This is a genomic window from Solidesulfovibrio sp. C21 (genome assembly GCF_047785625.1).
GTDB lineage: Bacteria > Desulfobacterota > Desulfovibrionia > Desulfovibrionales > Desulfovibrionaceae > Solidesulfovibrio.
The window spans coordinates 15,952-33,892 of the sequence record NZ_JBLODY010000045.1; the positions used below are offsets into that span (position 1 = coordinate 15,952).

A 17,941-nucleotide genomic window follows, 5' to 3' on the forward strand; every position below is an offset into this window, starting at 1 on the left:
GTTTTCTTTTGTCCCGGTTGAGGGTATGGGCCAATACGTGCGGCATGCGTTTCGACGCGGGCCGCGGACATACGGCGCGGCGGCCATGGCGCTGTCGCGGCAAGGAGAGGATATGAACGGGCATGGGGTTGGGAGAAAACGGCGCGTCGGCGTGTCCGGCCTGCGGCGTCTGGCGGTGGCGTGTCTGGCTGTGGCCGCGCTGCTGGCCCTTGTCGGCGTGGCGGCGGCCCAGAAGGGCGGCGGGTATACCTTCGGGGCGCTTTTGCCGTTGACCGGGCCCCTGGCCGAGCGCGGCAAGACGTCCAAGGCCGCCCTGGAGCTGGCCCAGACCGACATCAACAGCTATCTGGCGACCAGCGGCGCGGGCGGCCAGGCCCGGTTCGTTCTGGAGGACACCGGGGGCAAGCCGGCCACGGCCGTGGAGCAGCTAAGGGCCCTGGCCGGCCAGGGCATCCGGGTCGTCATCGGTCCCTTCTCCGACGACGAGGCCGAGGCCTGCCTGGAATACGCCAACAAAAACAACATGGTGCTCATCAGCCAGGGGAGTTCCGGGCCGTTTTTGTCCAAAAAGGGCGACAACCTCTTTCGCCTGTCGCCGTCGGACACCTATCAGGCCGAGGCGGTCACGAGCCTCATGCGCCAGGAAGGCGTGGGCACGGTGGTGCCGCTGTGGCAGGGGGACCGCTACGGCGATGACATGGTCGTCCATGTCAAGGCGCGCTTTCGCCAGCTTGGCGGAGAGGCTTTGCCCGGGGCCCGGTTCGCCCCGGACCGCAAGGATTTCGCCGAGATCCTCGGCGATCTGGCCAAGCAGGTGGGCCAGCTTTCGCGCGAGCGCAAAAACGGCAAGGTGGCGATCTATTTCGCCGGCGGCGCGGAGGTCGTGACCATCCTGAAGGGCGCCTCCAAATATCCGGAACTGGCGGCCGTGCCCTGGTACGGCTGCGACGCCACGGCCATGTTCGACCCCATCGCCAAGGACCCGGAGAGCGCGGCCTTCGCCATGAAGGTCCGCCTGGCCAGCCCGCGTTATGGTGAGGGCGGAGCCAACGTGTATGCGCTGACGGAAAAGCGCATCCAGGACAAGGCCGATCTTTTCCCCGACACCCAGAGCCTGGCCGCCTACGACGGGGCCTGGGCGGTCTTTTTCACGGCCCAGGCCGTGGGCGGGACCGGCGATGCCGCGCGGTTTAAGCAGATGCTGCCCCGGGTGTGCGAGCGCATGTACGGCGTGACGGGCTGGCTGGCCTTAAACGAACACGGCGACCGCCGCGAGGACTGGGATTTCGACTTCTGGGTGCTGGGGCACGACAAGGACAAGTATTTCTGGGAAAAGGCCGCCCGCTACCAGTTCGAGCCGGGCACGGCCAAGGAGCTTTTCCTGAGTTCCGGCAAGAAGAAGTAGGCAGGCCCGGTCCATCGGCTCGGTTTTCCCGGCCCGTCGTGGTGATATCCCCGGCGGGCCGGTTGCGTTTCGGGTGCCGGCGCGGTGCTATTGCCCGTCAGGGCGCGACGGCCTTGGGCATCAGGGCAAGGGGGCGGGCATGGCCGCCGGCCTTACGCGTAGCGCTTGCCGCGGCACGGTTGCTCCCGCGACCCGGCCGCGTCGCCCGGGCCGAGCAATCGGCTGATGGTCATAAGCAGCCACCAGACCACGGCCGTTGCGCCGGCCGTGAAGGCGACGATGCCGGCGCGTTCCCGGGCCATGCCGGCAACGGCGGCGTCATGGCGGCTTTCGATGGCGGCGATGTTGAAGCGCTCCCCGAACCGGTCCCGGTAATCGGCCACGAGCTGCTGGTACTGGGCGTCAGGGTCGCCCGTGTCGGGCTGGTCGTAGGGACGGAAATCCTTGTCCACGGCATTGGCCGCGAGGTAGGCCAGTTGCAGCCGCTCCTTGTCCAGCCTAAGCGGGGTGGGCCAATCGATGGCGGCCGCCATGGCGGCCGCTACGAGCCAGAAAACGGCCAGGGCGACAAGGAGCGTGTCTCGACGGCGAAAGCGGTTCATTTGCGGCGACGCCTCGAACTTTTGCGTTTGGCCGTGGGCAGGGCCAGCGGCGCTTCGCCGCCCTCGACCAGGCCGAGGTCCACGGACAGCCGCCCCATGTCCACGCCGGTCAGTTCCACTTCCACCGACTGGCCCAGCCGGAAGCGGCGGCCGGTGCGCTCGCCGATAAGCTCATGGCGTTCCGGGAAATAGGTGTAGTAGTCGTCGGAAAGCGACGACAGCCGCACCATGCCCTCGGCCATGACCTCCTTGAGTTCCACCCAGAAGCCGAAATCCGCGATGGAGCTGACCACGCCGGTAAAGCGCCGGCTGACCTTGTCGGCCAGGAAAAGCACGGTGACGCGCTTTAAGATTTCGCGCTCGGCCTCCATGGCCACCCGTTCCCGGCGGCTGATGTGCTCGGCCACCTTGGCCAGCCGGGCCAGCTTTTTCTCCGGCACGGTCTTGCCGGCCAGCACGTTTTTGATGGAGCGGTGCACCACCAGGTCGGCGTAGCGGCGTATGGGGGAGGTGAAGTGGCAGTAGCAGGTCGAGGCCAGGCCGAAATGCCCGTCGAGCTTGGGCGAGTAGGAGGCCTGCATCATGGTGCGCAGCGCGATCCGGCTGACCAGGAAGTCGAGGTCCGTGCCCGAGGCGGCCCGCAGCATGGTGGCCAGGTCCCCGGGACCGGGGGTCGGGGGGAGCTTGGGGGCCAGGTCGGTCGTGGCCAGAAGCTTGAAAAAGGCTTCGAGCTTGGTCGGATCGGGCTCGGGGTGGACGCGGTAGAGCACCGGCGCGTCTTTTTCGGTCAGGAACCGGGCCACGGCCTCGTTGGCCGCGATCATGAATTCCTCCACGATCTGGTGGCCGAAATGGCGCACCTTGGGCCGGATGTCCTGGGTCTCGCCCTGGAAATTGAACAGGATTTCCGGCTCGGGCAGATCGAAGTCCAGGTTACCCCGTTCCGTGCGCACGGCGTTTATGGCCCGGGCCAGCACCTCGGCCGTGGTCAGCATGGGCAGGACGGCCGCGATCTTTTCGCGTTCCGCTTCGTCGTCGAGAAGCAGCGCCCGGTTGACCTGGGCGTAGGTCAGGCGCGCCTTGGATTCGATGACCGCCGGGTAGATGTCGGTGCGGCCGGGCAGGCCCTTGGCCGAAAAATCGATCTCCGCCACCATGGCCAGGCGCGGCACGTTGGGGTTTAGGCTGCAAAGCCCGTTGGAGAGCCGCTCGGGCAGCATGGGCTCCACGGATTGGGGAAAATAGTAGGAGTTGCCGCGTTCCAGGGCTTCGGCGTCCAGGGCGCTGCCCTCGGGCACGTAGTGGGACACGTCGGCGATGGCCACCCAGAGGGTATAGGCCCGGCCGCGTTTTTTCACGTAAATGGCGTCGTCGAAGTCGCGCGCCTTGGCCCCGTCGATGGTGACGAAGGTCAGGTCGCGCAAGTCCTTGCGGCCGGCGAAATCGGCCTCGCCCGGGGCCTCGGGCAGCGCCTCGGCCTCGTTGATCGTCTTGGGCGGAAAGGGGCCGGGGATGTCGTGGTTGAGCTTGACCAGGCGCTCCTGCACGGCCACGTCGCCCTGGGCACCGAGAAGCTCCAGCCCTTTGCCGGAATAGAGCTTGTATTCGAGCTTTTCCCCCACGCCCACGTTCATGATGTCCTCGGGGCCGGGCACCGGGTCTTCCGGCGTCGGGGGAATGTAGTCCACCATGAAGCTCATGGAGTGGCGGGCATCCGTCGGACGGCACAGGAACAGATCGGGCGCCATGCGCTTGATCACCCGGCAGGGCAGCGTCGCAACGCCGCGCTCGATGACCCTGGCCACACGGCCTTCGTGGTTCTTGTCCTTGCGTTCGCGGGTGACGGCGACGGCCACCCGGTCGCCGTGCCAGGCATCGCCGATATCCTTGGGATGGATAAAGATGTCCTTGCGGCGTTTGTCGTCGGGAAGCACGTAGCCCACGCCCGAGCGGCTTATCTCAAGCACTCCGGTGAGAAGCCGCATGCTTTCCAGAAGTCCCCAGCCTTTCTGGACCCGGATGAGCTTACCCGCCTCGCCCAGGTTTTCGAGCATGTGGCGCAGGTCGTGGAACTTGAAGGCCGTGCCTTGGAGGCTGCGCGCCACCTCCTTGTCGGACAGGGGCTTGCCGCTTTCGCGGAAGATCCGCAATATGGCGGCCGTGTCGAGTCCGGCCCCCGGTCCCTTGGGGGATCGTCCTTTTCTTCTTCTTGCTGTCATGTATCCTCTGTCCTCCAATAGTCGCGCTCCTCTCCCTCTACAGCCCCGCGCGGCGCGACACAAGCCCGCTGCGCGTTGCGAGGGGTTTTCGGGCGTGGTATTTCGCCAAAAAGTCAACATGCGGAGGCGGTATGCAGGACGCGCCCTGTCGTCTGCTCGGCGAAATACGCTATCCCGAGGAATATTCCTTCGAACGGGTGGGGGAGATCGAGTCCGAAGCCGGGGAGGTGCTGGCCGGGGCGTTGGCCGGTCTGGACGTCGTCCGGCTCGAAGTGATGCCGGGGCCGGAGTCGCTGCGGTTCGAGGTGGCCTGCGAGGAATGTCCGGCCGAGGACGGGGCGTCGGTGGCCGAGGCGCTGCTCGATCTCGCCGGCGACGGGCCGTTTGGCCGTCTGGTCGTCGTGCGGGGCGTGGAGGAGCCGATCAGCGTGTTTTATTTTTCCGGCGAAAAGCTCGACGAGGTCACGCTGGAGCAGCCGTAGCCGCGCCTTCGAGCCACAGCGGCAGGTAGTGCCGGGCGCTATTGAGCCGCGCGTCCATGGCCCGGCAGTCCGGAACGTATTTCTCCACGACGTCCCAGAACCGGGCCGAATGGTTGAGCTCGACGGTGTGGCACAGCTCGTGGACCAGCACCAGCCGGCACAGCTCCGGCGGCAAAAAGGCAATGGTGTAATTGAGGTTGATGCGCCCCTTGGCCGTGCAGCTCCCCCAGCGGGTGCGCTGGGCCCGGATGCTCACGGCGCTGTAGCCGAGCCCGATCTCCTCGGACACCCGGGCCAGTTCCAGGCGCAACAGTTCGCCGGCCCGGCGTCGGCAAAACGCCGACAAGGCCGCGGACACCGCCGCCGGGTCCGAGACCGCCCCGGACACCACAAGCTCCGTCGGACGCCAGTTCGAAACCAGGCAGCCGGCCATCTCCCGGGCCAGATAGGACAGCTTCCACTGCCGGGAAAAGGCCGTCAGCACGAGCATGGAGGGACGCGGTGCCACCGGTCCCTGGCCCGGAAGCCCGCCCTCGGCCGCCATGCGGCGCGAAATCCGGTCGATCCAGTCGCGCCTGGCTTCCACCGCCTGGAGCAACAGCCCGGCCCCGACCCCGGCCGGGGCCACCACCTCGAGCCCCTTGCCCGGCAGCATGCGCAAGACGATGCCCCGGGCCCGGGCGCTTACCCGCACCGAAACAGGCACCGTCTCCGGCACCCGGGAGGCGAGCAGACGCGCGGTCTCGGCCGCGTCCATGGCCTTAGCCTGTTTCATACCCACAACCGCAACCTTTCATCCTTGTCGTCCTTATCGGGCTTGTGTTCGCGTGCGCCAACGTCTACCCTCCCGCCAGCCGGATAGTCGGCGGCCGCGTCCGCCGTCAAGTTGGGGAAGGGGGGCTTTGCGCCATGCAGTCCATGTCACGGCGGTTGCGTTTCGCCGCGCTTTGCGTTTTCCTGCTTTTGGTCTGGGGCTGCGCCCGGGCTCCACAGATTCCCCTTGCCCCCACGCCGCCGTCCGTCCCGACCGGCAAGGGCGAGGTCCAGGACCTGCGCGTCCTGCCCCAGGACTTAAACGCCTACCTGCGGCCCGGTACCGCCGACCGGCTGCTCTACCCCAAGGAACAGGCCGGGCTGCGCATGGAAACCTTCCTGCAGACCTGGCTGACGCCCTGGAACCTGGGCCGGCCGGAATACTCGCGCCGGGCTGTGGAGACGATCTTCCGCCGCTTCGAAAAGTCCCCGGGATTCGGCGCCAACGGGCAGCCGAACAGCCCGGCCTTCGCCGCCTCGCTCCACGCCGCCGCCGGACTCGGCTCCTACCCCAACGTCATGCGCAAGGCGCTCACCGTCAAAAACACCAACCTGCGCGGCATGCCCACGAAGGCCCCGCGCTTTGCCGACCCGAGCCTGCCCGGCGAAGGCTACCCCTTCGACTATCTCCAGCATACCGCCCTGCCGCCGGGCACCCCCCTCCTCGTCACCCACGCCAGCCGCGACGGCTCCTGGGTGCTGGCCGAATCCGCCCTGACCTTCGGCTGGTTGCCGGCCACGGATGTGGCCTACGTCGACGAGGCCACCATCGGCCAATTTTCCACGCCGCGCCTTGCGGCCGTGGTCAAGGACCAGACGCAGCTCCCCGAAATCGGCATCACCGCCGACGTGGGCGCGTTCTTCCCCCTGGCCGGACCGGCCGACGCCTCGGGCGTCACCGTGCTCGTGCCGCGCCGGGGCGGCTCGGGCCAGGCCGAGACCGTGCGCGTGCATCTGCCGGCCACGGCCGCCGTGCCCATGCCCATGCCCATGACGCCGCGAAACGTCGCCGCCGTCGGCAACCAGTTCATGGGCAAAATCTACGGCTGGGGCGGCATCGACGGCAAACGCGACTGCTCGGCCCTGACCCACGACCTCTTCGTGCCCTTCGGCATCTACCTGCCGCGCAATTCCGCCAGCCAGGCCGCCTCCGGCGGCGCCATTCCCCTTGGCGACATGGACAACGCCCAGAAGGAAACGACCATCCTCAGGAGTGGCGTTCCCTTTGCCAGCCTCATTTGGCTGAAAGGTCACATTCTCGTCTATATCGGCGAGTACAAAGGACATCCCGTGGTCTACCACGACATGTGGGGACTCCATACGTTCAGTGAAACGGGCCGCGACGGCCGGCTCGTGATCGGGCGCGCCGTCGTCACCACGCTGCGTGCCGGCGAGGAAGTGCCGGCCGTGGGACCGACCCATATTCTGCTCAACCGTGTGCGGTCCCTGTCAATTCTGGTCAGTCCCTATTAAATCGCCGCGCCCGGCATCCAAGCGAGGAGGGAGGAAAGAGGATGCGCAATTTTTTCGCCTGGGTGAGCGTTTGCTTTGCCGGTGGCCTCGTGGGAGGCCTCATCAACAGCATTTTCCTTTACTTGGCCGGTGCCTATGGGGCGTTTAGCAGCCTGAATGTCGCCATGGCCCCCCAATGGTCCCTGCCCTGGCTCTACCCCAGACTCGTCTGGGGCGGCGTGTGGGGGCTGCTTTTGACCCCCCGCTGGATGCCCGGATCCATCTTCTGGCGCGGTGTCATCGCCAGCATCGCCCCCACCCTCTTCCAACTGCTGATCGTCTTCCCCAATATGCTCGACAAGGGCCTCTGGGGCCTGGATCTCGGCCTGCTCACCCCTGTCGTCGTCATCGTCGCCAATATCGTCTGGGGCGTTGCCACCGTCATCTGGGTACGCCTCGCCGACGATACCCCCGCCGGCAGCTACAGCCGCCTGCGGTAGGCGACGGCGAGACGCAGGGCGCTGCCCTGGACCCGGCAGGAGAGGCTCTGCCTCCCCTGCACCCCTTCGCCGGGGGGCTTGATGCCCCCCGGCCCCTGGGGGTGACGGAAGGGGATGGGGGCGAACGACCGAGGTAGGACCCCCCTCCACTTTTATTGCCTTTTCAAAGGGGCTTCACTTGAAGGCATAACCTTTCTCGCAAAAGCCATCCCCGATATGCCAACACAACAGATGGCTAAAAAGACCAAAATCCAGCCATGCATAAAGGCGGCCCTGGCCAGACCAGTGAGACCTTGTCCGATTTCTACCGGCAAACCTCCGGCCACAACAAGAGCGGCCCCGAGGGATTCCTTCGCTCCCTGGAGCGCCTGGATTGGAAAAAACGCATTAGAATCCAGGAGGTGGTTCATTCGAGAGCGGTAGCTGCCATGAAGCAGCGATCCAAGGACAGCAACGCCCAAGGCTCCACCGACTTGAAGCGAGATGCTGCCAATGGCGGAACCGACGCCGGCTCGGCCCTTTGGCATCGCTCCCAGTACGGCATTTAACGAGGGGGCCATGATATTTCCTTGAAAGAAAGTGAGTAAGCCGATGTTTAAGCCGATAAGCCAGAAAGGTGTGGCCGCGTTCCAAAAAACAATAAATAGGGATGCGACCGAGATGCCTACAAAACTTATCGTAATGACAGCTCTTGTACCCCATTGTTGGACATTTCTTGAACTAGATACCGTACCGATGGCATAGCCAAGAGCGAGCGGCAAAAAACGAAAACCTGTTTGCAGAGGTGAATATTCTTTGACAAGTTGCATGTATAATGTTAAGACAAATATAAAACCATACATAGAAAATGCCATAAGGGCGATACTGCTGCTGCCGGCCGAAAGATAAGAATTTTTGAAAAGAGAGAGATCAACCATAGGTGTGTCGGTTTTCCTTTCCCAATGGAAAAAGAAATAGCCACAAATGAGTGCTGCGGTTAACGTCCCGTAAACAGAGGGCTGTGACCATCCGGCATCGTTACTTTTTATGATCCCAAAAACAAGTAGGAATATCGTAATTGTCGATAATGTTGTGCCAAGTAAGTCGATGCGGTGATGTACACGAACATTGCTTTGTGGAATGAGGAAGAATCCTGCGATTAATGATATAATAATGACAGGGATGTTTATAAGAAAAATTGATCCCCATTGATATTGCTCAAGCAACCAGCCACCAAGGAGTGGCCCCAGAACGACCCCGAGGCCGTTCATTGCCCCCCAGGCGCCAATGGCTTTACCGCGTTGTTCTGGAGGAAAAATAAGGGAAATAAGGGCCAATGTTGCGGGCACGATCATCGCAGCGCCCAGCCCCATGAGGGCTCGCGCCGCGACAAGGTGCCATGTGGAAGCGGAAAATGCCGCCAACAGACTTGCTATGCCAAAAATAAGCATGCCGGTTCGGAGCATGGGCACATGGCCAATACGGTCCGCCAGCGCGCCCATGGTCATCAGGAGTGCAGCAAAAACCAAAATATACGCATCGGCAATCCATTGTAATTCAGAAATCGTCGCGTTCATTTCGCGTTGTAATGTGGGTAGAGCAACATTAAGCACCATATAATCAAGTACGACGATCAATATAGTCAGGGCTAAGGCGGAAAACGCAAGCCAGGGCCGCGATGTCGTGGACATTCCAACCTCCTCTATATTTGCTTCGTGTTGCTGTGATATTTTTGTTCCGATCTCCTTCAATTCATCTGGCATCACCATTCCTTTCAGGCTCGCTTTTTTGCTGGATAGCATGCTCCCGGCAAACGTTTAGGCACTGACCACAGTTTCGGCAGTCCTTGGTACGGATCGCATAGGCCACTCTCAGTCCATTATGTCGAAGCCTCATTCGACGAAACCAGTTAAGTTGTTTGTAATCGGCAGAGCTTATACTATGAAGCTCAAAAACATTGTTAGAGCATAATGCAATGCATTTGCCACATCCTTTGCAACGGGCAAAATCAACGATAGGTTTCCAATGGCTACGAGTTTGTTGTGTCATGCTATTTGTCTTTTTTTGCGATGCGATATTTGGGGCTGTTGCTGTAAAGGCAGGGTTGCCAAGCCAATGTTCGATTAAATCGAATAACATATTAAGATATCGTTCCCGTTCACCTGTCGAAACGATGTAGTCAGCTGTTGTATGTAGAATAGAAAAAAGGAATTTCCCGCCTAATTCACTGTCAATGTCGCGGCAGACACCAGTTTCTATCCCAAAATGTAACATCCAACTGAAAATTTCCTTGCCAGAAAGATAATTGTCATGGGGTATTTCTGATTTTGGCCCATGAAAAATAACATTGTGCAGTTCTCCTAACTGCTCTCGATAATCAACAAAGTTGATGCATTCTTTTTTTAATGCAGCAGTCCAGTCTTTTTTTGCTTCAATTGGAAATCTTATTTTTATTTCTGATATGTATTTTGAGAGTAAATGCGCACGAACTTCATGTAACATATTATTCCATGAAGAGAAATAAATATAAAAAGTTCCCTTTGCTGTTCCTGCCGCTGTAGTTACATCCTCGACACGTGCCTTGATAGGGCCGAGACTTCTCAAGACACTTAGAGCTGCCTCAAGCAATTCAACTTTGCGTGCTTCGGGCTGTAGACGACGTCGTTTCACGGTGTCACCTCCTTGTTCGGGTGGTACGCCAGATGCTTGATGCTAATGACCGTTGGTCATCAAGATAATGACCAACGGTCATTAGTCAAGGATAATTTTGCAGTTTTTTGGGGTTCCGCACGTCGGAAGCGGGGAGATGCTGCCAGAGAGAGGAGCTTCAGGGCTTCCCGCCGGGGGGGGGGATTCTTGTTTTGGCTAGGAGTTCAGTCGACGCAGAAGAAGCCGATGGCGATCTTGAAGTGCACACGGTTCCGATAACCGCGAGCCCTCCGTCGCTTGGCCCCGTGCTGCGTGAAGTGGAATCGGTTGGTGACGATGCAGGTTGCCCGACGGATCCGGACTGGAAGAAAGGTCTTGAACTGGCGGTGTCGCAACAACGCCAAATCCAAGGCGCGGCATGATCCCGGCAAGCAGACGCGCGACTGAAGGTGGGGCAGCGCCGCCCGATACCGGCGGTATGGCCCACATGGACCACCGCCCGCCCGCTGGGGTGTCCTGTTCGACGTCAGCGACAAACTATGGCGCGCAACGCCCAGGAATCCGTGAATACAGCCATGTTTTTTATGGCCTCTCGGCGGGGGTACGGGGGGAGAGCCCCCGCCGGGGTCTGGGGCGGAGCCCCAGCGGCTAACGGCTGGCCAGTTTTCGCAGTATCGCCTTGGCCGGAATGAGTCCGGTTGCGGCGGCGGAGACGATGTTGCCGGCCACGCCCGGGCCGTCGCCGGCAACGTACATGCCGGCCACGGTGGTTTCGAGGTCAGGGGTGGTGTCGATCTGGGTGGCGAAGAATTTGATCTCCGGGGCGTAGAGCAGGGTTTCGTCGTTGGCGACACCCGGCACCACGGCGTTTAATTGCTCCAGGCCGTCGATGATGTTGGTCATGATGCGTTCGGGCAGGGCCATGGCGATGTCGCCGCAGGTGACGGAGGTGAGCGTCGGTTCCACGGAGCCTTTGCGGATGCGGTTCCAGGTGCTGCGCTGGCCGCGTTTGAGGTCGCCGAAGCGCTGGAGAATGGGATTGCCGCCGCCGATCATGGTGGCGAGGCGTCCGATGGCTTCCCCGTAGGCCTGGTTGTCGGAAACGGGGTCGGTCAGGACCACTTTGGAGAGAAAGGCGAAGTTGGCGCTGTCGGATTTGGCGTCCATGTAGGCGTGGCCGTTGACGCACACGAAGTCCTGGTAGTTTTCCAGGGCCACGTAGCCGCCCTGGTTGGTGCAGAAGGTGCGGGTCTGGTCGTCGTATTTGCGGGTGCGCACGAAGAAGGTGGGGTCGTAGATGACGTCGGTGATATCGGACAGAATTTCGTTGTGCACCTCGACGCGCACACCCACCTCGATGCCGCGCTGGCTGTAGGAGAGGCCGTGGCGGCGGGCCAGCGCGCCCATCCATTCGGCGCCGACGCGGCCCGGGGCGAGGATGACGGCCGGGGCGCGGTATTCGCCCTTGGTGGTGGCGACGCCGGCCACACGCCCGTTTTCGATGATGACGTCGCGGGCTTCCTCGCCGGTGCGGATGCTGACGCCCTGGTCGGCCAGCCGTTGGGACATGGCGGCCATATGGCCGGGCAGGTGGTCGCTGCCGAGGTGTTTCTGGCGGATGAGCAGCAGGTCGATGCCGAGTTTGCGGGCTTCCTTGCGGATCTGGCGGGCCTTTTCCATATCGGTCGGGTAGACGGGGCCGTCCATGCCGAGGTCGGAGAAAAGGGTTTCGGTTTCCTTGATCAAGGCCGTGGCCTCGGACAGGGACATGAACTGGGTCAGGTCGGTCTTGCCGAGCTTGGGGATGAAGTTGAGCTTGCCGTCGGAGAAGAGCCCGGCCCCGCCGATGCCGGAGAGAATGTTGCAGGGCGTGCATTTGCGGCAATCCTTGCTGCCGTGCATGGGGCAGCGGCGTTTGCCGGTGGGTTGGCCTTTTTCCAGGAGCAGGATCGACAGGTCGGTGTTTTGGGACAGGTAATGCGCGGCAAAAAGCCCGGCCGGGCCGCCGCCGACGATGATGACGTCATGTTTTTTTGGGGAATCGTTTGCCACGGCTGGTCCTTGTGGTGCCGCCCCGAGGGGCGGGAGATAGAGCCTCTGCCTACAGCCGGGCGGGCCGCCTGGCAAGGCGCGGCGCCGGCCTGGGCGCTGCCCGGGGATGATCGACCCGGGCGGCGCGTCAATATCCTTTTTCTTTTTCCCACGATCGGCTACAATGGAAAAACGCCCCGTGCCCGGATTTCGGGACGTTTGGCCCGCGGGACCGCCATTTCAGGAGGCCGACCCATGCGCCGACGCATTCTTTTCGTTGACGACGAACCGCAGCTGCTTGGCGGGCTGCGGCGGATGTTGTGGGACAAGCGTGACGTCTGGGACATGCATTTCGCCGAGGGCGGCGCGCAGGCGCTTGCGCTTCTGGAAACGACCCCGGTGGATGTGGTGGTTTCCGACGTGCGCATGCCGGGCATGGACGGGCCGGAATTTCTGGAGGCGGTGCGGCAGCGCTGGCCGGGCACGATACGGCTGATCCTGTCCGGGCATTCCGACCGCGACTTCATCTTCCGTTCGGTCAAACCGGCCCATCAGTTCCTGAGCAAACCCTGCTCGCCGCGGGAACTGACCACCGCCATCGACCGGGTGTTGCGTCTGGCCGATATTTTCACTGACGAGCGGGTGCGCGACGCCGTCGCCCGCGTGGAGACCCTGCCGGTGCTGCCGTCGGTTTTCGCCGAGCTGACCGAGGAACTGCGCTCGTCCAACGCCTCGGTCAACACCATCGGCGACATCCTCGCCCGCGACGTCGGCATGGCCACGGGGCTGCTGCGGCTTGTCAATTCCTCGTTTTTCGGCATGCCCCAGCGGGTGACCTCCACCCGGCAGGCGGTGACCCTGCTCGGGCTCGAAACGATCCGGGCCTTGGTGCTGGCCCATGGGCTTTTTTCCCGCTTCGACGCCGACCGCTATCCGGGCTTCGGCCTGGGGCGGCTTTGGGACCACAGCCTGCGCGTGGCCCGGATGGCCAAGGTTTTGGCCGCCCTCGAGGGCGCGGACAAGGTGGAGAAGGAGGCCTGTTTCATGGCCGGGATGGTCCACGACGTGGGCAAGCTGATGCTGGCCGAGCTTTTCGAGGCCGAGTATCGTGCGGTGCTGGCGGCCACGCAGGCGCGCAACGTCACGCCCCTCGAGGCCGAGGAGGGGATTCTGGCCGTCTCCCATGCCGCGGTGGGGGCATACCTGCTCGGGCTGTGGGGATTCGAGGAGGCGGTGGTCTTCGGCGTGGCCGGGCATCATCGGCCGGGAACTTTCGGGGACGGGCCGCCGCTGGCCATACCGCTGGTCCATGCCGCCAACGCCCTGGACCATGAGCTGGTGGTCATACACGGTTCCTACGCGCCCCATCCCCTGGATACGGTCGCCCTTGACGCTCTGGGGTATGGCGGACGCGCGGAGGCATGGCGCGAGGCCTGCCGGGATGTGTTGCAAGGAGGGGACGGTGAATAAGCGGGTGCTTTTCATCGACGACGACGAGCGGATTCTGGCCGGGTTTCGCCGCAACCTGCATAGCGCCTTCGAGGTGGATACGGCTGTCGGGCCCGAGGCGGGGTTGGCCAAGGTCAAGGCCAGCCCCGCGTACGCGGTGGTGGTTTCCGACCTGCGCATGCCGGGCATGGACGGTATCGCGGTGTTGTCCAAGGTGCGCGAGATGCGCCCGGACTCGGTGCGGGTGATGTTGACCGGCTTCGCCGATCTCGAGGCCGCCATCGCGGCGGTCAACGAGGGCAACATCTTCCGGTTTCTGACCAAGCCGTGCGAGACCAGTTACCTGCTCGGGGCTCTGAACGCCGCCGTGGAGCAGTACCGTCTGGTCATGGCCGAGCGGGAGCTTCTGGAGGGCACGCTTCGCGGCAGCCTCAAGATGCTTTCGGAAGTGCTGTCGCTGTTGCGGCCCGAGGTCTACGGCCGGGTTTCGCGGATCGCGCCGTACGTGCGGCCGCTGTCCAAGCTGTGCGGCGACCCGAGCCCCTGGCAGACCGAGGCGGCGGCCATGCTGTGCCTCATGGGCTACATCACCCTGCCGGATGCGCTCATTTCGCGGGTGGAGCGGGGGCGGGCGCTGTCGCCCGAGGATGCGGCCATCTACCAGCAGCACGCCGAGGTGGCGGCCAAGCTCGTGGCCAACATCCCGCGCATGGGCGGAGTGGCCAAGGCTATCGCCTATCAGGAAAAGAATTTCGACGGCGGCGGCTTTCCGGCCGATGACGTGCGCGGCAAGGACATCCCGGCCGGGGCGCGCATCCTGCGGGTGCTGCTCGAATTCGACCGGCTTCTGACTGCCGGCCAGGCCAAGGCCGAGGCCTACAAGGCGCTCAAGCAGGCGACGGGGATCTACGATCCGGATGTGGTGGCGGCGTTCGGCGAGGTGCTGGGCGAGGAGAGCAACCTCGTCATCGTGCCGATGCCGGTCAAGAGCCTGCGCGACAACATGATTCTGGCCGAGGACATGTTCGTGATGCGGGGGGGGCAGAAGCTTAAGGTCCTGCCCAAGGGCTACGCGCTTTCAAGCGTGGCCCTGGCCCACATTTCCAAGCTGGCCCGCTACGAGAGCGTCACCGATCCGGTCAAGGTCATCATCCCGTCGGACGAGTAGCGGCGTCTTCCCGAAGACCGCTCCCGATAAGCTCACGGAGCGGGTTCGAACAGTTTAGGTGAGGATTATATTGAAGTTTTTCAGGAGGGAGGCCGCCTCTGGAAGTGAGAATTTCGTTTTGTACAGCTTGTTGCTTTTGGCGTCGATGAAGTAGTTTTTGGAGGTCGAGAAGTCCGAGAAACTCAAATCGCTATTTTCGAACTGGCATCCTTGCAGGTCGCAGTTGGAAAAGAGGGCATGCTTCAAGTTCGTATCCGTGAAGAGCGCGTCATGCAGATCGCAGTCTTTAAAGGTGAATTTCGCGAGCTTCATACCTGTGAAGATGTTGTCGTTGAGGAGGCAGGCATTGAAATGCACGGAGAAAATGCCTTTTGCCTGGCTCCAATTGATCCCGGTAAGTTTTGATTTATCGAATTCTGTTCCGATGAATTTTGATTGGGCGATGTCGGCTAAGGAAAGATTGCATTGCTCAAATAAGCAATTCTCAAACAAACAGTTGGAGAACGATGCGTACTGGAAAGAAGATTTTATAAATTTGCAGCTAAAGAATTCAATGCCGTCAAGGGAAGCGTTATCGATTCCAAGATTGCTGAAGAGCTTGTCTTCATGGGAACCGGTGTTGGAGATCGTGCTTTCCATGGTAGAAGAGCAAAATACTGTTTTATCTTTATGTGTTGGAAGCGTTGCGCGCGTAGCGCGGTCAAGGATGCGTGTCTTTCCTGAGAAGGCGGGCGTAAAGAAACGAGGCGTGGCACGCTCCTGCCTTGGACGGGCTGGCAAGCGCCCCGGCCGGCCCGAGGACGGACCGGCCGGAAAAAGCTTCCCCGAAGCGGACTGGCGCAAGGCCAGCGGGCCGACTATTCGGCGGTGACGGCGGCGGGCTTGCGCCGACGTTCCCACAGGCGCATGTCCTTCATCTTCTTGCGGCGTTCCCGTTGCAGGGACTTGGCCGCCAGGGGAGCGCCCTTCTTGTAGCCGTATTTTGCCCGGTATTCTTCCGGAGTGAGCCCGTGGGCGGCAAGGTGTTTCTTGGTGAGCACCTTGAAGGACTTGCCGCATTCCAGGCAAATCACACTGCTTTCCTTGACGGCCTTGGCCGGATCAATGGCCGGCGTGGCGGGTTCGGCCGGGGCGGCGTCGGCTTCGGCGGCGGCCTGAATGCCGGCGGCAACATTCTTCAACATGGAGGTGATTTCGTCATCAGTCATGGTCCGAACTGAGGCCTGGGCTTTGACGATCTCCAAGGCAGCTTTCAAATAGTCTTCCATTTCTCGCTCCTGCTAGATGGCTTTCAATACATATAAGTGAGGCAACGCATGATTGCAACTGAATTTGAAAAATAAGAGACAAAGTCATTGGAATCGTGCGCCATCATGCTGGCGTAGTCCTTCGTTTGGACAATCATTTCGCGCCACCCCAATCCTTCCCCATGCCGCGGTACAATAAACACAGTACGGTGATGCCGCCGGTTTGTTCGGCCCGGGCGGTGGAATGCTGCAATGCGCCCGAAACGGTGGGGGCCTGGGGCACGGATGTCGCCTGGCCGTTTCCGGTCCCTGCCGACGCGAACCCTCGGCCGGAAATCGCGGGGTGTGCGCCTCCCTCCCGTCCAGGCGGCAGGCGCGCTTCGGATGTGGTTCAAGGCCTCATTCGGCATGCGTGTGCGCAGCATGTCCTCGGTGTACGGCGGCCTGGATACAGCAAAAGCCTGGCCTTGCCTAGAGGCGTTTCAATCGTGACGTTCTTTCGTATTGAAACGTCGCGCCGGCGAGGGGGAGCGTTTTATTAACGGGGGAGTTGCGTTCGGAACCGGGCCCGCAACAGCACAAGCACCGCGCCGGCTGCCACGGCCAGCGCCACGTATTGGGACATGCTCAGGCCGTAATAGATGCCGCGTATGTCGTCGCCGCGCCAGAACTCCAGGCAGAAGCGCAGGACCGCGTAGCCGAGCAGGTAGAGCGTGGCGGCCCGGCCCGGGGGCAGGCCGCCCGGACGTTTGGACACGGCGAGCAGCCCGGCGAACAGGAGCAGGTTGCCCACGGCCTCGTAGAGCTGGGTCGGGTGCACCGGCAGCGAGGCGACCGCTCCGGGCGGCAACAGCCCCGCGGCCTTGTGCTGGAGGAAGGCCGGCGAGCCGGCCGGAAAGCGCACCCCCAGCGGCCCGGTTGTCACCGCGCCAAAGCAGCAGCCGCCGAAAAAGCAGCCCAGCCGGCCAAAGGCGTGGCCCAGGGGCGCGTAGCGGCAAACGGCGTCGACGAGCGGCCACGGGGACAGCCGCCACAGCCGGCAGCCCAGGCGCAGGGCCAAAAGCACCGCCAGCGCGCCGCCGTAAAACACGAGCCCGCCCCGGGCGATGATGCCGAAAGTGAGCCGGCCGGCCAAAAAGGCGTCCTGGATGATGGGGATCAGCCGCGCCCCGGCCAGCCCCACCGGAAGACTCGCGAGGAAGACAAGCAGATAGCGCCCGCGCGCCGGAGCGGTCGAAAGCTCCCGTCGGGTGAAGAAAAACACCACGGCCATTCCGGCCAGGGACAGAAACAGGTACCCGGCCTGGAGAATGGCGAAGGCGTCGATCCCCGTGGCCCGGGACAGCACGAAGGCCAGCAGTCCACCCATGACGGCAAGAAAGAATGGGACGGGTTATTTGCTGCCGCTGCCGCCGCAGCCGCCGCAACCACTGCCGCATTCGAAACAGGAGCATTTCATGCCCAGGCAGCCGCACGAGGTCAGTTCGCAGGACGTGGCGTGTTGAACGGCGTCGGCATAGGCGGTGTAGGATTCGCCGGGCGTGACGCGGCCAAAGGCGAAAAGCGCGCCGGTAAGCGTCAGGCATAGGGCGCAGATCAAGGCCAAGACGAACTTCATGCGATCCTCCGGTAACGAAATATGCCGCCCCTTTACGCCCTGTCCGGCCACGGCGCAATGGGGCGAAGAGGGAAGAGAGGAAAAGATAATGCGAGAGGGGAAACCCTTTAAAAAGGGTTCTCCCCTCTCGCGCTCTCCCTTTTCTAAAGTTTTCAAAAGGTGCGGCGTGTACCGCACCAAGATTATTTTATTGAAAGTCTTTCCTATGTGGCCCGAAGTCAAGCCGGCTGACGCAGTCTAACCGCCCGTTTCCTATTCGCGCCCGAAGCGCCAAGTACCGATTCGGTAGTTTTCGGATTCCCGCCATTTGAAAAACGCCGCCATGCG

General features: G+C 62.4%; 16 protein-coding genes. 6 read left to right on the plus strand and 10 right to left on the minus strand.

The window, feature by feature from the left end; all coding sequences use genetic code 11:
• Positions 1-112: 112 nt before the first annotated feature.
• Entirely contained in the window at positions 113-1,405 is a 1,293-nt protein-coding gene (locus ACMZ6R_RS13550; protein ID WP_416112308.1) for an ABC transporter substrate-binding protein, read from the plus strand.
• A 152-nt stretch (positions 1,406-1,557) separates the two neighbouring features.
• Here the strand turns inward: ACMZ6R_RS13550 and ACMZ6R_RS13555 are convergent, their stop codons facing one another.
• Both ACMZ6R_RS13555 and rnr read right to left on the minus strand, forming a co-directional pair.
• Positions 1,558-2,007, minus strand: a complete 450-nt coding sequence (locus tag ACMZ6R_RS13555; protein WP_416112310.1) for a hypothetical protein — start codon at positions 2,005-2,007, stop codon at positions 1,558-1,560.
• Positions 2,004-4,226: a ribonuclease R gene (gene rnr, locus ACMZ6R_RS13560; protein ID WP_416112312.1), complete on the minus strand. Its 2,223-nt coding sequence runs from the start codon at positions 4,224-4,226 to the stop codon at positions 2,004-2,006. The genes ACMZ6R_RS13555 and rnr overlap by 4 nt, the downstream gene beginning before the upstream one ends.
• 131 nt (positions 4,227-4,357) lie before the next feature.
• On the opposite strand from rnr, the gene ACMZ6R_RS13565 reads away from it, so the two are divergent.
• Positions 4,358-4,708, plus strand: coding sequence for a hypothetical protein (locus tag ACMZ6R_RS13565; protein WP_416112314.1), 351 nt, complete (start codon positions 4,358-4,360; stop codon positions 4,706-4,708).
• Here the strand turns inward: ACMZ6R_RS13565 and ACMZ6R_RS13570 are convergent.
• Complete coding sequence (locus tag ACMZ6R_RS13570) at positions 4,689-5,483, minus strand: M48 family metallopeptidase (protein WP_416112316.1); 795 nt, start codon at positions 5,481-5,483, stop codon at positions 4,689-4,691. The two genes, ACMZ6R_RS13565 and ACMZ6R_RS13570, sit on opposite strands and share 20 nt — an antisense overlap.
• A 134-nt stretch (positions 5,484-5,617) precedes the next feature.
• On the opposite strand from ACMZ6R_RS13570, the gene ACMZ6R_RS13575 reads away from it, so the two are divergent.
• Together ACMZ6R_RS13575 and ACMZ6R_RS13580 are read left to right on the plus strand one after the other, a co-directional pair.
• On the plus strand, positions 5,618-6,994 hold the full coding sequence (locus tag ACMZ6R_RS13575) for an SH3 domain-containing protein (RefSeq protein WP_416112318.1): 1,377 nt from the start codon (positions 5,618-5,620) through the stop codon (positions 6,992-6,994).
• Between the two features lie 41 nt (positions 6,995-7,035).
• Positions 7,036-7,473, plus strand: coding sequence for a hypothetical protein (locus ACMZ6R_RS13580; protein WP_416112320.1), 438 nt, complete (start codon positions 7,036-7,038; stop codon positions 7,471-7,473).
• A gap of 152 nt (positions 7,474-7,625) precedes the next feature.
• On the opposite strand, the gene ACMZ6R_RS13585 is transcribed toward ACMZ6R_RS13580, so the two are convergent.
• The 3 genes from ACMZ6R_RS13585 to ACMZ6R_RS13595 all read right to left on the minus strand — a co-directional run bounded on the left by ACMZ6R_RS13585 (position 7,626) and on the right by ACMZ6R_RS13595 (position 12,153).
• Positions 7,626-9,215: an MFS transporter gene (locus tag ACMZ6R_RS13585; protein ID WP_416112322.1), complete on the minus strand. Its 1,590-nt coding sequence runs from the start codon at positions 9,213-9,215 to the stop codon at positions 7,626-7,628.
• The gene (locus ACMZ6R_RS13590) at positions 9,205-10,122 is read right to left on the minus strand and encodes a 4Fe-4S dicluster domain-containing protein (RefSeq protein WP_416112324.1); all 918 of its coding nucleotides are present in this window, start codon (positions 10,120-10,122) and stop codon (positions 9,205-9,207) included. The genes ACMZ6R_RS13585 and ACMZ6R_RS13590 overlap by 11 nt, the downstream gene beginning before the upstream one ends.
• A 627-nt stretch (positions 10,123-10,749) precedes the next feature.
• Positions 10,750-12,153 carry an NAD(P)/FAD-dependent oxidoreductase gene (locus ACMZ6R_RS13595; protein ID WP_416112326.1) on the minus strand — a complete coding sequence of 468 codons (1,404 nt, stop codon included), beginning with the start codon at positions 12,151-12,153 and terminating at the stop codon, positions 10,750-10,752.
• Positions 12,154-12,387: 234 nt separating this feature from the next.
• On the opposite strand from ACMZ6R_RS13595, the gene ACMZ6R_RS13600 reads away from it, so the two are divergent.
• The gene (locus ACMZ6R_RS13600; protein ID WP_416112328.1) at positions 12,388-13,602 is read left to right on the plus strand and encodes an HDOD domain-containing protein; all 1,215 of its coding nucleotides are present in this window, start codon (positions 12,388-12,390) and stop codon (positions 13,600-13,602) included.
• The gene (locus ACMZ6R_RS13605) at positions 13,595-14,749 is read left to right on the plus strand and encodes an HD domain-containing phosphohydrolase (RefSeq protein WP_416112330.1); all 1,155 of its coding nucleotides are present in this window, start codon (positions 13,595-13,597) and stop codon (positions 14,747-14,749) included. Before ACMZ6R_RS13600 ends, ACMZ6R_RS13605 begins: the two co-directional genes overlap by 8 nt.
• 54 nt (positions 14,750-14,803) lie before the next feature.
• On the opposite strand, the gene ACMZ6R_RS13610 is transcribed toward ACMZ6R_RS13605, so the two are convergent.
• From ACMZ6R_RS13610 to ACMZ6R_RS13625, 4 genes are all read right to left on the minus strand, one after another.
• Positions 14,804-15,649, minus strand: coding sequence for a pentapeptide repeat-containing protein (locus ACMZ6R_RS13610; protein ID WP_416112332.1), 846 nt, complete (start codon positions 15,647-15,649; stop codon positions 14,804-14,806).
• Entirely contained in the window at positions 15,607-16,017 is a 411-nt protein-coding gene (locus ACMZ6R_RS13615; protein WP_416112334.1) for a MucR family transcriptional regulator, read from the minus strand. The genes ACMZ6R_RS13610 and ACMZ6R_RS13615 overlap by 43 nt, the downstream gene beginning before the upstream one ends.
• Positions 16,018-16,534: 517 nt before the next feature.
• On the minus strand, positions 16,535-17,365 hold the full coding sequence (locus ACMZ6R_RS13620; protein WP_416112336.1) for a prolipoprotein diacylglyceryl transferase: 831 nt from the start codon (positions 17,363-17,365) through the stop codon (positions 16,535-16,537).
• A 24-nt stretch (positions 17,366-17,389) separates the two neighbouring features.
• Positions 17,390-17,614: a hypothetical protein gene (locus ACMZ6R_RS13625; protein ID WP_416112338.1), complete on the minus strand. Its 225-nt coding sequence runs from the start codon at positions 17,612-17,614 to the stop codon at positions 17,390-17,392.
• Positions 17,615-17,941 lie beyond the last annotated feature (327 nt).

Bases quoted from the DNA above. Each gene is read 5' to 3' on its own strand.
- ACMZ6R_RS13550 (WP_416112308.1), top strand. From the start codon at position 113: ATGAACGGGCATGGGGTTGGGAGAAAACGGCGCGTCGGCGTGTCCGGC.
- ACMZ6R_RS13555 (WP_416112310.1), bottom strand. From the start codon at position 2,007: ATGAACCGCTTTCGCCGTCGAGACACGCTCCTTGTCGCCCTGGCCGTT.
- rnr (WP_416112312.1), bottom strand. From the start codon at position 4,226: ATGACAGCAAGAAGAAGAAAAGGACGATCCCCCAAGGGACCGGGGGCC.
- ACMZ6R_RS13565 (WP_416112314.1), top strand. From the start codon at position 4,358: ATGCAGGACGCGCCCTGTCGTCTGCTCGGCGAAATACGCTATCCCGAG.
- ACMZ6R_RS13570 (WP_416112316.1), bottom strand. From the start codon at position 5,483: ATGAAACAGGCTAAGGCCATGGACGCGGCCGAGACCGCGCGTCTGCTC.
- ACMZ6R_RS13575 (WP_416112318.1), top strand. From the start codon at position 5,618: ATGCAGTCCATGTCACGGCGGTTGCGTTTCGCCGCGCTTTGCGTTTTC.
- ACMZ6R_RS13580 (WP_416112320.1), top strand. From the start codon at position 7,036: ATGCGCAATTTTTTCGCCTGGGTGAGCGTTTGCTTTGCCGGTGGCCTC.
- ACMZ6R_RS13585 (WP_416112322.1), bottom strand. From the start codon at position 9,215: ATGCCAGATGAATTGAAGGAGATCGGAACAAAAATATCACAGCAACAC.
- ACMZ6R_RS13600 (WP_416112328.1), top strand. From the start codon at position 12,388: ATGCGCCGACGCATTCTTTTCGTTGACGACGAACCGCAGCTGCTTGGC.
- ACMZ6R_RS13615 (WP_416112334.1), bottom strand. From the start codon at position 16,017: ATGGAAGACTATTTGAAAGCTGCCTTGGAGATCGTCAAAGCCCAGGCC.
- ACMZ6R_RS13620 (WP_416112336.1), bottom strand. From the start codon at position 17,365: ATGGGTGGACTGCTGGCCTTCGTGCTGTCCCGGGCCACGGGGATCGAC.
- ACMZ6R_RS13625 (WP_416112338.1), bottom strand. From the start codon at position 17,614: ATGAAGTTCGTCTTGGCCTTGATCTGCGCCCTATGCCTGACGCTTACC.